The following is a 13,565-nucleotide window of genomic DNA, read 5'->3' on the forward strand; positions in this document are numbered from 1 at the left end:
GAACCTCCCCAAAAACTGCCTTAACCATCCGGGTGCGCCGGTGCGTTTACGGATTGGAAAGGCGATTCGCCGAGGGTCCGTCCGCGCAGTGGCAATACGGGAGCAGTCCGCCGCAAGACGGGCCAAAATGTTAAAGAAATGATCAGGGGCGTTTCAAAATGAAATATAATAAATCTCCAAATTCACGACCGCTGAACATTGCGCCGCTGTCGCTTGTCGTCCTCGCCGGAAGCGCGGGTTCCGCCATGGCTTCCGGGTTTTCGCTCAACCTGCAAAGCGCCGAAGCGCTGGGCGCCGCGACCGCGGGCGCGCAGGCGACCCCGGCGACGCCGGGCAACGCCTTTTTCAATCCCGCCTCGATTGTCGGCGTTGAGGGGCTTGAGACATCGCTCTCTTTCATCGGGGTTCTGAACGACACGTCTTACGAGAATGCGGATGCGGCGCTCTTTGGCGTCGTGCCGGTCGCCGGTGAAACCGAAGGCGAGGGCGTCATAGGCGACGCCATCATCCCGACTGGCGCTGCGGCCTTCAAACTCAGCGACCACCTGTTCGCCGGCGTTGCGGTCTATGCGCCGTTCGGCTTCGATACTGAATATGAAGACACGTCGGTGCTGCGCTATCACGGCACATACTCGAAAGTTCTTTCCGGCGTGATCCAGCCTATGGTCGGGTTTTCCTTCGGCGACTGGTCCATCGCCGCCGGCCCGAAATTCCAATATGTCGACATCAGTCTTGAAGGCGCCATCGACGCCGCCGGGATTGAATCGGCCCTCTTGATGACCGCAGCTGTTCCGGGCACGGACGATGCGTTTGTCGATGTCTCGGCGAATGACTGGGGAACCGGATTCGTTGTCGGCGTTCAGGGCGCGATCGGCGACCGGCTGACCGTCGGCGCGAGCTTCTCCTCGAAGATTGAACATAATCTCGAGGGAACCGCGGCGTTCGACATTTCCGCGTCGACCTCGGGCCAGACGCTGGCGGGACTTGTCGGTCTTTTCCAGGACACCGGCGTGACGAGCGAGTTCACGACGCCCGGCAATATCCAGTTCGGTCTTCGGTTCGAGGCCAATGACAAGACGCGCGTTCTCGCCTCCGGGCGCCAGACCCGCTGGGAGAGCTTCGACCAGCTTGTCCTCAATTTCGAAAACCCCGTACAGGCTGACGAGGTGACGACCCAGAACTGGCAGAACGCCTGGGCGGGTTCGGTCGGCGTCGAACGCGATTTCGGCCCGGCCCAGACCGTGCGCCTCGGGGTCATGTATGAGGAAGACCCGGCCAACCCGGACTTTTCCAGTCCGCGCGTGCCGGGCGCGAGCCGCGTCTGGCTCGCCGCCGGTTATTCGCGCGATCTGTCGGACCGGGCGGAACTGCATCTCGCAGCGTCCTACGCCATCGCGGAAACGACGCCGCTTAACGAATCCGCCGCCTATCCGGAAAACCTTTTCCGCGGTTCGGCGACAGGCGATGTGGACATCGCCGGTTTTGTCGCAGGGGTCGGCATCGACTGGCGGTTTTAACTTCGTTCTGCGGCTGCGCGGCGCCATTGCCGCCTCTGGCTTCATGTGCAATTTACTCGGGAAATCAACGTATTTCCGGAGTGAGCCATGTCCGTCCTGCAGACCCCGAAACCGTCATGGAAAACCGACGATCTCGATCTTTTCGAGGAGGAAGTCGGCAAGTTTTTCTCGCGCGAGCTCGCGCCTCACGTCGAGAAATGGCGCGAGCAGGGAAAGGTCGACCGCTGGGCGTGGGAGAAGGCGGGCGAGGCGGGACTTCTCTGCATGTCCATGCCGGAGGAATATGGCGGTGCGGGCGGCAATTTCGCCCACGAACAGCTTTTTATCGAACAGCAGATCCATGCGGGCGTCGAAGGTTTCGGCGCGGGTCTGCATAACTGCATCGTCGCGCCCTATATTCTGCATTACGGCACGGAAGAACAGAAAAAGCGCTGGCTGCCGAAAATGGCGACGGGCGAGCTGATCGGCGCCATCGCCATGACCGAGCCGGGCACCGGTTCCGATCTTCAGGCGGTGAGAACGACCGCGATCAAGACGGGCAACCAATATGTGATGAACGGATCGAAGACGTTCATCACCAACGGCCAGACCGCGAACCTCATCATCGTTGTCTCAAAGACCGACCCGGGCGAGGGCGCGAAGGGCGTCTCGCTCATGGTCGTTGAGACCGATCAGGTCGAGGGCTTCGAGCGGGGCCGCAATCTTAAAAAACTCGGCAACAAGGCGCAGGACACGTCGGAGCTGTTTTTCAACGACGTGAAGATTCCGACCGAAAATCTTCTCGGCACGGATGAAGGCCAGGGCTTCATCCAGTTGATGGAGCAATTGCCGCAGGAGCGTCACCAGATCGCTGTCGGCGCGATCGCGCAGATCGAGCGCGCCCTGAAACTCACCATCGACTATGTGAAGGAGCGGCAGGCTTTCGGCCGGCCGGTGATGGCGTTCCAGAACACCCAGTTCGTTCTCGCCGAATGCAAGGCGAAAGCGACGATGGCGCGGGTCTTTGTCGACTCATGCACGCAACAATTGATCGAGGGCAAGCTCGATGCGGCGACGGCCTCCATGTCGAAAATGCTGCTCACGGATCTTTGCGGCGAGATCGTCGACAAATGTCTCCAGCTCTTCGGCGGCTATGGCTATATGGACGAATATCCGATCAGCCGGATCTACGCCGACTGCCGCGTGGAGCGCATCTATGGCGGAACCAACGAGATCATGAAGCTGTTGATTGCGCGCACGCTTTAGCCCACAAAAGCGGCGCCGACGCTGTAACGGAGATTCCGCGCATCGCTTCTGACGCCCGCTCGCCCAAAACCCGCTGGCTGAGACGCTTCCGGCCCCCTGTGCTGTTCGCGTTGATGGCGGCGGCGTTGCTTGCTTCGCCGGGACTTATCGGAGACCGGCTGGAAATCCCGGAAGGTCTCGTTTCGGCGTTTTCCATCGTCGGACGCATTCTGATGGTCGTTGCTGTCGGCTGGACGGCGACGACGATCATCGATGCGCTCATCAAGCGCCGTATGGCGCGGCTCGATCTCGAAGCGGAAGACAATCTCGCGGCGCGCAAGATGGCGACGCGGCTCGACGTCATCCGCCGCATCGTCCTCGTCATCGGCGCCTTCATCACCCTGGCTGCGGCGCTCACCGCCATTCCCGGCGTGCGCCAGATCGGCGTCAGCCTGTTCGCCTCGGCGGGTATCGCCGGCATCGCGCTCGGTCTTGCGGCGCGCCCCATGCTCAGCAACCTGATCGCGGGGCTGCAGATCGCGTTCACTCAGCCGATCCGACTCGACGATGCTGTGGTCGTCGAGAACGAATGGGGATGGATCGAGGAGATCGGTCTTTTTTATGTGGTGATCCGCATCTGGGACTGGCGCCGGCTTGTGGTGCCGCTTTCCTATTTTATCGAAAAACCGTTCCAGAATTGGACGCGCAAATCGGCGTCAATCATCGGAACGGTCACCTGGGACCTCGACTATCGCGCGCCGGTGAAGGCGATGCGCGCGAAGCTTGAGGACATCTGCAAGGGAACGCCGCTCTGGGACAAAGACGTGGTCAATCTCCAAGTGGTCGAGGCTGCCGGTTCTTCGATCACCGTGAGAGCGTTGGCGAGTGCGCGCACGTCGCCCCGCGCCTGGGATCTGCGCTGCCTCATCCGCGAGGAAATGATCTGCTGGCTGCAAGAGGAATTTCCCGAAGCCCTGCCGCATATTCGCGCTGAGGCCTCCATCCGCCGGCGCCAGGAGGAGGAGCCGATGGCGCCCGGCGTCGCGGAGCGCGGCTTTACGCCCGATGATAGTCTCAACAAGACGGATGCCGGCAAAAGCCCGTGATGCTATCGTGGCGTCATGGGAAACATATGTTTGCGGCCGGCGACAAAAGACGACATCCCGCTCCTGAAGCGTTGGGATGAAATGCCTCACGTCATCTCCGCCGGCGGCGGCGACGACTGGTATGACTGGGACAAGGAAGTTCCCCGGAACGCCGAATGGGGCGAACTCCTGATCGCGGAGGAGGACGGACGGCCCGTAGGCGTCATGGAGATCATCGACCCTGCAAGAGAACCATCCCATTACTGGGGCGAGATCGAAGACAACCATCGCGCCCTCGACATCTGGATTGGCGAAGAGGAAGACCTCGGCCGCGGGCTCGGGACGCAGATGATGCGGGCTGCGCTCGAAAAATGTTTCGCCAACGACAAGGTGAAGGCGGTAGTGATTGACCCGCTGGAAGCGAATGCGCGCGCAAGGCGGTTCTATGAACGGCTAGGCTTTAAATATGTTGAGCACCGTGTCTTCGACACGGACGAGTGCATCGTCTATCGCCTTGACCGCGACGTGTTTCAGTCGCGCGTTTTGGGCGTCTAACGGGACAGGCTGAACGAGATCAGCATCACTTGGTTGATTGCGTCCGCCGTCCTTTCTCGCCGAATATGATCAAGCCGGTAGCCGGTTTCGATCTTCAGACTCTCCGCCGCGCGGATCCCCAGACCGAAGAAGGTTCGGCTCTGGTCATAGCCGGCGGAGGCGCCCCAGTCTGTGCTGTTGAGCGCGAAAAAAATCTCTTCGCTGAGCACCAAGGACAGCGGCGGGCCTGATAGCGGCCGGACATACCGAACCTGTTGGCGCAGCCGCCAGCCCGTATCGTCGCCGGTGCTGAAAAAGCGTTGCTCAAGACGGGTCCGTCCAGAAAGCGCGCCGCCGAGAGCCTCGCCAAGTTGGTAGGACGCCTGCTGCCAGAGCCGGTGCTCCTTTGTGTCCTGCGCTTCCGGCTGCTTCGCGACGCTGTAGGCGTACCCGGCCCACAGGCTAACATCGCCATTCAGCTTCCAGCCGGCGCCCGGACGGATGATAAAGAAGTTGAGATCAGAAGCGTTATCGCGCCAGCGCATGTTGCCGTCGAGGGAGAGCAGGAGACGACTGTCGTGGCGCGCCGGACCGCTTGCGGAAAGCGCCGCCCAGATCTGAAAGTCATCTTCCGCCGCGGCGCTCTGAACGACCGACAGGGCGAACACAAACGCCGCGACAGCGGCCTTCAAACATCGCTTCATGGTTTCAACTGGCGCGCGGCAGACATACGAGCGGCTTGGCGTTATGCTTCCGGAACGCCGCTGCTTCGAAAGAGATTACCGCATCTCGTATGGCTTGTCGCGCGCCGAGTAAGACGGGCGGAGTTTTGGTTAAAGCGAGAGGTTTAGCGAGACCGAGACCACATGATTGAAGGCGTCTGCAGCATTGTCGCGGCGGATGTGATTGAGCATATATCCGCTTTCCACGGCCAGATGATCCGTCGCCTTGTAGTTGATCCCAACGAAATTCCGGCTTTGGTCGTATCCGCTCGCAGCGCCCCAATCCGTGTCGTTGAACGCAATAAAAGTTTCGTTGGAGACGACCGCGGACAAAGGCGTGCCGGTCAAAGGCCGGCTGTAGCGAAGCAATTGCCGAACCCGCCAGCCCGTATCGCCGCCGCCATCGATAAAACGCTGCTCCAGCCGGGAGCGACCGGTGACCGATCCGCCCAGCACGTCACCGACGCCGTAAGTCGCCTGCTGCCAAAGGCGGTTTTCTTCGACATCGGCGGCGTTTTCCTGACGTGAAACCACACGGGCGTAGCCGGCCCACAGGGAGAGATCGCGGTTGAGACGCCAGCCAACCCCCGGCCTCAGAATGGAGACGCCAAGGTCTCCCGCGTCGTCGCGAAACCGGGCGTGGCCGTCGAACCATACTAGAAAGCGGCCGTCTTCCTCGACAGGGCCGTTGGCCGCGACGGCGGTCCAGAGCTGGAAATCGTCGGCGGCCGCCATGTTGACCGGCGCAAGCGCCAAGGCCGCCGCGAGAAAAATCTTCTGCGATGCGGTCTTCACCGTATTTCTCTCCGTTTCTCGATGGGGTTTTGCTAAGGGATGAAACACCACATAGAGGGCTCTCCGCCGATTTCAAGCACAATCGATAGGGCGGCGGCCGGCGAACGGAACAGGCTTATGGAAACCGCTCAAATCTTCGCGGCGCTGAACATTATCGGGCTCTTTGTCTTTGCGATTTCCGGCGCGTTGACAGCGCTCCGCAACGATATGGATGTTTTCGGCGTCGCCATGATCGCCTTCGTCACCGGCGTCGGCGGCGGCACCATTCGGGACGTGCTGCTCGGGTCTTTTCCGGTGTGGTGGATTGCGTCGCCGTCGGCGGTTTTCATTTGTCTGGGGGGCGCCTTTACCGCGATGCTGGCGCAGCCTTTCATCGACTCGCGTCTGAAAGCGCTGATCTGGGCCGACGCTATGGGACTCGCCGTGTTTTCGGTGCTCGGCGCGCAAGCCGCACTCGCTCTCGATGCGCCGGCGCTCATCGCAATCTTCATGGGCGCGGTCACCGCAACTTTCGGCGGCGTCGTGCGCGACGTGCTCTTGAACGAACCGCCGCTAATCCTGAAGCAGGACATTTACGCGACGGCGGCGCTGATCGGCGCCGCCGTTTATGTCGGACTGCTTGCGCTCGGCGTAGGCGAAAGTCTGGCGGCGGTCGTAGCGGCGCTGGCGACCTTCGCCATTCGCGCCGCGGCCATCATCTTCAACATTCCCTCGCCGAAATTCGCCCGGCCGCGTAAGAACGAACTTTAATAGCAGTTCTGAATGTTACGCATTCGCCTTGGACAGCATCACCGCGATTTCGTCTTTCAGACGCATGCGCTGTTTGCGCAATTCCTCTTCGCGGTCTTCGCTCGCCGCCTCGACCCGCGTCTCCAGGCGGTGAATATCCCGGTTCACTTCATGATAGGCGTCGGCGAGTTTGGCGAAATGGGCGTCCGAGGTTTTCAGTTGGTGAATAAGGTCGGCGTGTTCCGGAAACTCTTCGGCGAGTTCATGGGGCGTATGGGTCATGAGGCAAGGCTCCTTTCGTTGGAGCTCATTTTGGAAGAGAGCGGCGCCGTTTCAATTGACGCCGCTCAAGTCCAAAGCATTTAGGGGCTAGGCGGCCTTGAGCTCCGCGGCTTCTTTGAGGGCGCCTGTCAGCGCGGCCTCAAACTGCTCCGGCCCGAGCTTCAACCCTTCCGCGATGATGAATTCGGGATTTGCAATCCCGATGAATCCCAGAGCCGTGCGCAGGTAGCTTTCCACATGCTCGGCCGCCGCCGAGGGCGACTCGGGCCCGTAGAGACCGCCGCGCGAGACGGCGACGATGACGCGCTTTTCGCCTGCCAGGCCTTCAGGGCCATTTTCCGTATAGCGGAAGGTCTTCCCGGCGATGAGGATCCGGTCGATCCACGCCTTGAGCTGGCTCGGGATGGTGAAATTATACATGGGCGCGCCGATCACCACGATGTCGGCGGCGAGGAATTCGTCGAGAGCCTCCTGGCTCTCCGCCTGCGCCGCAGAGGGGCTTTCCCCGCCCGGCATATGCCCAAGGGTCAGATGCGGCAGGGGATCGGCGGCTAGGTCGCGATAGGTGACCTCAAGAGAAGGTGTTTCATCCTTGAGGCGCTTAACAATGGCGGCGGTGATGGGCCGGCTGGCGGCGTTTTCGCCGAGGATGCTGGAATCGATATGGAGGAGCTTCATGGTGAATCCTTTAGGTCTGGAAAAGTGACCTGGACTAATTATGTGAGTATCTGCTAAGCGCAAGAACGCATAAGATTGGGACCAGGTCACACCGATATGACCTCTGAAGCAGAAAGCCTATTTCACAACGACTGCCCGAAGGTCAGCCGCGTCCTGTCGCGTCTCGGAGATAAGTGGAGTGTCTTGATCGTCGTCCTGCTGCGCGAGCGCGCCTTCCGCTTCAATGAAATCAAGCGCGCAGTGAGCGGCATTTCCCAGCAGATGCTGACCCGAACCCTGCGCAATCTTGAGCGGGACGGGCTGGTGAGCCGGACGACCTATCCGACGAGCCCGCCTCAGGTGGAATATGCGCTTACCGATTTGGGCCGGTCTTTGAGTGAACCGGTGTTGGCGCTCGGCGACTGGGCGCGGGCCAATCTGGCGGCGATCGATGCCGCGCAGGCCCGTTACGACCGGACGGCGCAAAAGTAACCTATACCCGGCGGGCGGCGAAAAATCTTTCCGCAACGCATTGTATTCCATGGGTGAGCGGGTATTTTCCCGGCTCGGCGCGGGTATAGCTCAGTGGTAGAGCCGCAGCCTTCCAAGCTGAAGATGCGGGTTCGATTCCCGCTACCCGCTCCAAATTCTTTCATTTAAACTCGTTCTAATTCCATGTAATTGCGAAAGAAATTCGCACGCACTCGAATTTTTTGCTTGCCATATCGAAATATCGTGTTACAAAACGAGAAACAATTTGTGTAACGAAATTGCTCGGTTTTCGGGTTGGGAGCGGGATTTCGCGTGGTTAGGAGCGGCGCCGGGAATCGGCGATACCTTCAGTATAGGGACGGTTATTGGCATTATGTCCGCCGCGTGCCGACCCGATATACCGGTGTCGATGATCGCGGCGTCATTCGCGTTACGCTCAAGACGAAATCGGAAGAAACGGCGCGCATCAGGCGCGACGCGCTGATCGAGGCGGACGATCTTTTCTGGGCCTCGCTCATCGATCACGATGATGACTTGAGCGAAGAAGCGCTCGCCCGGCAACGGGGCGTCCTGATCCGGCGCTATCAGCGCGCGAGCGCCAGGGCGATGGCGCGCGGCTTCGTCTACTCGCCGGTCGCCGATCTTGCAGAGCACGAAGATATAGCGGCATTGCTCGCTCGGTTCGCTGCTGTCGATAAACGGGACAGAGGCGTCAAGACCGCGCAGGAGTCGGCCGAAGCCGAAGCGCTTCTCGGCGGCGCGGCGGTTCCCTCGGTCACGGTGAGCGAAGCGTTCGACATCTATTGTGATGAAATCGCCATCGGCGACCTTCTCAACAAGTCCCCGAACCAGAAACGCGCCTGGAAGAAAACCAAACAGCGGGCGATTACCTATTTCATTGAGGTCGTCGGCGACAAGCCGATCCTCGATCTTGAACGCAAGGATGCGCTCGAATTCTATAATTGGTGGCTGAAACGCATAACCGCCAAATCCGACGCCAAGCGGCGAGGCGCCAATACGGCCAATCGCGATCTCGGCAATCTGCGCAAACTCTACAAGGATTATTGTAAGCATATAGGCGATGAGGACCGGCCCAATCCCTTCCGTAATCTGAACTTCAAGGAAGCGAGCCTTGCAGAAACGCCGCCCTTCGAAGACGAATGGGTGAGGACAAAAATCCTTGTTCCCGGCGTGTTCGACGGGCTCAAAAAGGAAGCCAAGCTTATCATTTACAGCCTCATCGAAACCGGGTGCCGTCCGAGCGAGATCGCCAATCTGTGCGCCGATGACATCCGCCTTGACGCCGAAGTGCCGCACATTCGCATTCGGCCCGCTAAGGATCGCGAGATCAAAACGGCGTCGTCGATCCGGGACATTCCCCTTGTGGGCGTGTCGCTTGCAGCGATGAAGAAAGCGCCGGGCGGCTTTCCCCATTATCGCGACAAGAATGATCTCCTCTCCGCCTCTCTGATGAAGGCGTTCCGCAATCGCGGCCTCTTCCCGACGACGAACCACGTCATCTATTCGTTCCGGCATTCTTTCGAGAAACGAATGCAGGAGGCGGGCCTCGACTATGGCCTTAGATGCCTGTTGATGGGCCATGCAACTGACAGACCGGCCTATGGCGACGGCGGGTCGCTCGAATATCGCCGAAGTGAGCTGCTTAAGATCGTCCATCCCTGTCCGGACGGGTTGGTGTGATCGCCGTTCGCCGCGACTGATTTGAATTCAAGTGCGCCCGTAGGCGCGAGGCCCGAGATCGACGGCATTCCAGCTCACGCTCCAGCCGTTCGAAAAGCGGCCAATACCTGTCGCCATATCGGTCCACAATACGGGCTGCGCTTCGAAGCGCTCGCTCAATGTCTTCTTCTGAAATCGTCACGGACGAATTTTGTCGCCAAATTGTGATTCTTCCCATCGGGAACAAGACAAAACGGCCGCAGATAACACAAGTCTTTAGAAACTGATCGAGAAACTCGCGATGCTGCGTTTTGCGCGGCAAACTTGGCTTATGATTGTAATCATGACCAGACTTGGAGTCTGGGGGCCGCAGGTTCGAGCCCTCCCGGGACCGCTAATTTCGTAGTGATAATAATTTTGTTGCGGAAGTACGGAGCGATAAGAGCGCAATACGCCAATAATTTCGTAATAAGAACGGTCCGGAAGCATTGCAATCACGCTGGAGGCCGCGGGGACAACGCAGTCAATCGCAATTTTTTCTCAAGGTAATGAGTGCGTGAACCGGTTTTCCATTTTCCAAATCATTCGAATTATGGTTTGGGGTGCAATCGGGTTTCCAAATTTCACTTCAGTAGTTGGGAGCAGTTTTTCCGTTTTTGTACGCGTTGGATGGTCATTAAAGCGCGGTTAACTCGGCTATACGCGGCAATGACTGATAACTGGTTTTGGAATGGAACGCGGGTCATCGCTTTGGATGTGCGCGAAGGATGGATATCGACCCCGTCACAGTATCGAATTTTTCTATCTCATCGACTGGACAAAAGCCGGCGTCGCCCAATAGCTTTGGAAGCGCGCCGTCAGCGTTTGCTTGGGTGTTTTGCACCCCATCGAGCGCCTGCACGGTTTTCCGAAAGAGAAACCGCATAAGACCTCTCTGCAAGCCATAGTCCGCAATGAGCACGGCGCCGTCCGGCGGTAGAGCTCTCTTCGCTTCAGATAGGATTCGCTTCTTTTCTGCGAGCGGAACCTGATGCAAGACGAGGCTGCTCACAACGATGGTTGGCGGGTCGGCGAAATAATCCTCCTCGGCTGAAAAATACCCGAAGCGAAACTGGATGTCTCCGCTCAGTTTAGCGGTTTTGTTGATAGCGCGTTTGACGGCGTCTTCATCCGGATCAATTCCCACATAGCGAGCCCTCGGACATCTTTGATGAATGATGAGCGCGAGGCTGCCGGTGCCTGAACCGATATCGAGGATGCGGTCGTCCGGCTGTGGCGACATGGCCGCAACGAGCGCTTTTCTCCATGTTTTCTCCCGCGTTAACGATGCAATCGCAAAATCGTAAAGAGGTGTCAGAGCACGATGGCCCAGCGGCGGCGTATGCTGGGCGCTGTCGCCGCCGGGTGATGCGATACCGTTCACAGTTTTGCGCCACGAAGCCGGAGCGCGTTGCCGATGACGGATACAGACGAAAAGCTCATCGCCGCCGCCGCAATCATCGGACTCAGGAGCAATCCGAAAACCGGATAGAGGACGCCGGCAGCGACTGGCACGCCGAGGGCGTTGTAGATGAATGCGAAAAAGAGATTCTGCCGAATATTGCGCATCGTCGCCTGACTTAACCGGCGCGCCCGGGCGACGCCGCGCAAATCTCCTTTAACGAGCGTAACGCCGGCGCTTTCCATGGCGACGTCCGTTCCTGTTCCCATGGCGATGCCGACATCGGCCTGGGCGAGGGCAGGGGCGTCGTTAATGCCGTCGCCTGCCATAGCGACTTTTGCGCCGGTCTCCTGCAATTCGCGCACTATGCGGTTTTTGTCTTCCGGCGAAACGTCGGCGTGGATTTCGTCGATGCCGATCTTGGCGCCGACGGCTTCTGCGGTGGCGCGGCTGTCGCCGGTGAGCATCACGACTTTGACGCCAGCCTCATGCAGCGCCTTTATGGCGTCCGGCGTTGTCACCTTAATCGGATCGGCAACGCCGATGAGGCCGGCCGGTTTTCCATTGACGGCGACGAACATGACTGTCTGGCCTTCGCGCCGATGATCCTCAGCGTTCGCCGCCATACTTTCGTCGTAGGCGCTGATGCGTTTCATCATCTTCGCGTTGCCAAGCGCGACCTTGCGGCCGTCGACCATAGCCTCAACGCCTTCTCCGGTGACCGAGGAGAATTCCGACGCCGAACTGATTTGGGCGCCGCGTTCTTCAGCCCCTTCGACGATGGCCGCCGCCAGCGGGTGTTCGCTGCCTCTTTCGACAGACGCCGCCAGGGACAGGAGTTCGCCTTCTGTAAATGGAGATTGCGGCTCGACGAGAACAAGTTTCGGGCGGCCCTCTGTCAGGGTGCCAGTCTTGTCGACGACAATCGTATCGACCTTTTCCAGGGTTTCGAGGGCTTCGGCGTTCTTGATGAGGATGCCGTTCTGCGCGCCCTTGCCAGTCCCGACCATGATCGACATTGGCGTGGCCAGACCGAGCGCGCAAGGGCAGGCGATGATCAGCACCGCGACCGCGTTGACGGTCGCGAACGCCATGGCCGGCTCGGGGCCAAAAAGACTCCAGACAATAAACGTAATGATCGAAACGACGACGACCGCAGGCACGAACCAGCCCGAAACCGTATCCGCAAGGCGCTGAATGGGCGCACGGCTGCGCTGCGCTTCCGACACCATTTTGACGATCTGCGACAGCATTGTGTCTTCGCCGACGTGGGTCGCCTTCATAATGAAGCCGCCGGTTCCGTTGACCGTGCCGCCCGTGACCTTGTCGCCGGCATTCTTTTCGACCGGGATCGGTTCGCCTGTGACCATCGATTCATCGACCGAACTTCTGCCCTCGATGATTTCTCCATCGACCGGAACCTTTTCGCCCGGCCGAACGCGTAGACGATCTCCTTCGCGCAAATGGTCGATAGAAACTTCTTCTTCGGAGCCGTCGTCGTTGATGCGATGGGCCGTTGGCGGCGCCAATTCCAGGAGCGCGCGAATGGCGCCGGAGGTTTGGCTGCGGGCGCGCAATTCAAGCACCTGACCAAGCAGCACAAGGGTAGTGATGACGGCCGCCGCTTCAAAATAAACGGCGACATTGCCATGCATGCCGCGGAAGGCGTCCGGGAAAACACCAGGCGCGACTGTTGCGACCACGCTGAAAACATAAGCGACGCCGACGCCAAGGGCGATCAGCGTAAACATATTCAGATTCATGGTGCGAACGGACTGAACGCCGCGGACAAAAAATGGCCAGCCGCCCCAAAGGACGACGGGCGTCGCCATGGCGAACTGGATCCATTGCGGCCAGGCGCCGGGAAGCAGGCCTTCAAACGGTTGGCCGGGAATGAGATCGCCCATAGCGTAGATGAAAAGGGGGATGCTCAAGACGGCGCCGACCCAGAATCGCCGCGTCATGGAATCGAGTTCTGACGTGTCTTCTTCGGCGCTCAAGGAAACGGTCTCTGGCTCCAGCGCCATGCCGCAGATTGGACAACCGGTGTTGCTGGTCTCACGCACTTGGCTGTGCATCGGACATGTCCAGACCGTTCCCGTATAGCCCGCGGGAACACGATCGTATTTGCCGGTCTTGGCCGCTGACTCGCCTTTGACTTCGCAACAGGCATGACCGTGTGAATGTTGTTCGGGCATGGGGGATCTCCACAAGACGCATTTGGCGTCGTTTTCTGGCGTTATAGTACAATACATAATACCCCTATGGGGTATTGTCAACCATGTCTTGAAAAGGCTGATTTTATTACACTGTAAGGACGGGCGGGAGAGCGACGCCGCCGGCTAGCCACGCGAACGCCAGAATCGCCATCCAGAATAATCCGAGCGTCGTCGTCGCCGGTTCGTGC

Annotated in this window: 13 protein-coding genes and 1 tRNA gene; 8 read left to right on the forward strand and 6 right to left on the reverse strand. The window is 59.4% G+C overall.

The genetic code is table 11. From position 1 onward, the window contains the following. Nucleotides 1-158 precede the first annotated feature (158 nt). From ACQY5P_RS19855 to ACQY5P_RS19870, 4 genes are all read left to right on the forward strand, one after another. A complete protein-coding gene (locus ACQY5P_RS19855; protein ID WP_428408613.1) occupies nt 159-1,517 on the forward strand; it encodes an OmpP1/FadL family transporter in 1,359 nt (452 codons plus the stop codon). Nucleotides 1,518-1,604: 87 nt separating this feature from the next. After that, complete coding sequence (locus ACQY5P_RS19860) at nt 1,605-2,762, forward strand: acyl-CoA dehydrogenase family protein (protein WP_428408614.1); 1,158 nt, start codon at nt 1,605-1,607, stop codon at nt 2,760-2,762. Nucleotides 2,763-2,860: 98 nt separating this feature from the next. Beyond that, nucleotides 2,861-3,847 (forward strand): mechanosensitive ion channel family protein, encoded by a 987-nt coding sequence (locus ACQY5P_RS19865; RefSeq protein ID WP_428408615.1) that lies wholly within the window; start codon nt 2,861-2,863, stop codon nt 3,845-3,847. A 30-nt stretch (nt 3,848-3,877) separates the two neighbouring features. Further along, complete coding sequence (locus tag ACQY5P_RS19870; RefSeq protein ID WP_428408616.1) at nt 3,878-4,381, forward strand: GNAT family N-acetyltransferase; 504 nt, start codon at nt 3,878-3,880, stop codon at nt 4,379-4,381. Here the strand turns inward: ACQY5P_RS19870 and ACQY5P_RS19875 are convergent. After that, nucleotides 4,378-5,052, reverse strand: coding sequence for a DUF2490 domain-containing protein (locus ACQY5P_RS19875; RefSeq protein WP_428408617.1), 675 nt, complete (start codon nt 5,050-5,052; stop codon nt 4,378-4,380). The genes ACQY5P_RS19870 and ACQY5P_RS19875 overlap by 4 nt on opposite strands. A gap of 141 nt (nt 5,053-5,193) precedes the next feature. Further along, nucleotides 5,194-5,877: a DUF2490 domain-containing protein gene (locus ACQY5P_RS19880; protein ID WP_428408618.1), complete on the reverse strand. Its 684-nt coding sequence runs from the start codon at nt 5,875-5,877 to the stop codon at nt 5,194-5,196. Between the two features lie 117 nt (nt 5,878-5,994). Between ACQY5P_RS19880 and ACQY5P_RS19885 the strand changes: the two genes are divergently transcribed. After that, the gene (locus tag ACQY5P_RS19885; RefSeq protein WP_428408619.1) at nt 5,995-6,627 is read left to right on the forward strand and encodes a trimeric intracellular cation channel family protein; all 633 of its coding nucleotides are present in this window, start codon (nt 5,995-5,997) and stop codon (nt 6,625-6,627) included. A 15-nt stretch (nt 6,628-6,642) separates the two neighbouring features. Here the strand turns inward: ACQY5P_RS19885 and ACQY5P_RS19890 are convergent, their stop codons facing one another. Together ACQY5P_RS19890 and ACQY5P_RS19895 are read right to left on the reverse strand one after the other, a co-directional pair. Then, nucleotides 6,643-6,888 (reverse strand): YdcH family protein, encoded by a 246-nt coding sequence (locus ACQY5P_RS19890; RefSeq protein WP_428408620.1) that lies wholly within the window; start codon nt 6,886-6,888, stop codon nt 6,643-6,645. 87 nt (nt 6,889-6,975) lie between these two features. After that, entirely contained in the window at nt 6,976-7,566 is a 591-nt protein-coding gene (locus tag ACQY5P_RS19895) for an FMN-dependent NADH-azoreductase (RefSeq protein ID WP_428408621.1), read from the reverse strand. Between the two features lie 96 nt (nt 7,567-7,662). Between ACQY5P_RS19895 and ACQY5P_RS19900 the strand changes: the two genes are divergently transcribed. The 3 genes from ACQY5P_RS19900 (at nt 7,663) to ACQY5P_RS19910 (ending at nt 9,738) form a co-directional block, all read left to right on the forward strand. Beyond that, nucleotides 7,663-8,037 (forward strand): winged helix-turn-helix transcriptional regulator, encoded by a 375-nt coding sequence (locus ACQY5P_RS19900; protein WP_428408622.1) that lies wholly within the window; start codon nt 7,663-7,665, stop codon nt 8,035-8,037. Nucleotides 8,038-8,116: 79 nt separating this feature from the next. Further along, nucleotides 8,117-8,190 (forward strand) — tRNA-Gly (locus tag ACQY5P_RS19905). A 231-nt stretch (nt 8,191-8,421) separates the two neighbouring features. After that, complete coding sequence (locus tag ACQY5P_RS19910) at nt 8,422-9,738, forward strand: integrase (protein WP_428408623.1); 1,317 nt, start codon at nt 8,422-8,424, stop codon at nt 9,736-9,738. A 721-nt stretch (nt 9,739-10,459) separates the two neighbouring features. On the opposite strand, the gene ACQY5P_RS19915 is transcribed toward ACQY5P_RS19910, so the two are convergent. Both ACQY5P_RS19915 and ACQY5P_RS19920 read right to left on the reverse strand, forming a co-directional pair. Continuing rightward, on the reverse strand, nt 10,460-11,140 hold the full coding sequence (locus tag ACQY5P_RS19915) for a class I SAM-dependent methyltransferase (RefSeq protein WP_428408624.1): 681 nt from the start codon (nt 11,138-11,140) through the stop codon (nt 10,460-10,462). Next, nucleotides 11,137-13,356, reverse strand: coding sequence for a copper-transporting P-type ATPase (locus tag ACQY5P_RS19920; RefSeq protein WP_428408625.1), 2,220 nt, complete (start codon nt 13,354-13,356; stop codon nt 11,137-11,139). The genes ACQY5P_RS19915 and ACQY5P_RS19920 overlap by 4 nt, the downstream gene beginning before the upstream one ends. Between the last annotated feature and the right edge of the window lie 209 nt (nt 13,357-13,565).

The organism is Hyphococcus sp., from assembly GCF_965267305.1.
Taxonomy (GTDB): domain Bacteria; phylum Pseudomonadota; class Alphaproteobacteria; order Caulobacterales; family Parvularculaceae; genus Hyphococcus.

Bases quoted from the DNA above. Each gene is read 5' to 3' on its own strand.
- ACQY5P_RS19855 (WP_428408613.1), top strand. From the start codon at position 159: ATGAAATATAATAAATCTCCAAATTCACGACCGCTGAACATTGCGCCG.
- ACQY5P_RS19900 (WP_428408622.1), top strand. From the start codon at position 7,663: ATGACCTCTGAAGCAGAAAGCCTATTTCACAACGACTGCCCGAAGGTC.
- ACQY5P_RS19920 (WP_428408625.1), bottom strand. From the start codon at position 13,356: ATGCCCGAACAACATTCACACGGTCATGCCTGTTGCGAAGTCAAAGGC.
- ACQY5P_RS19885 (WP_428408619.1), top strand. From the start codon at position 5,995: ATGGAAACCGCTCAAATCTTCGCGGCGCTGAACATTATCGGGCTCTTT.
- ACQY5P_RS19860 (WP_428408614.1), top strand. From the start codon at position 1,605: ATGTCCGTCCTGCAGACCCCGAAACCGTCATGGAAAACCGACGATCTC.
- ACQY5P_RS19895 (WP_428408621.1), bottom strand. From the start codon at position 7,566: ATGAAGCTCCTCCATATCGATTCCAGCATCCTCGGCGAAAACGCCGCC.
- ACQY5P_RS19890 (WP_428408620.1), bottom strand. From the start codon at position 6,888: ATGACCCATACGCCCCATGAACTCGCCGAAGAGTTTCCGGAACACGCC.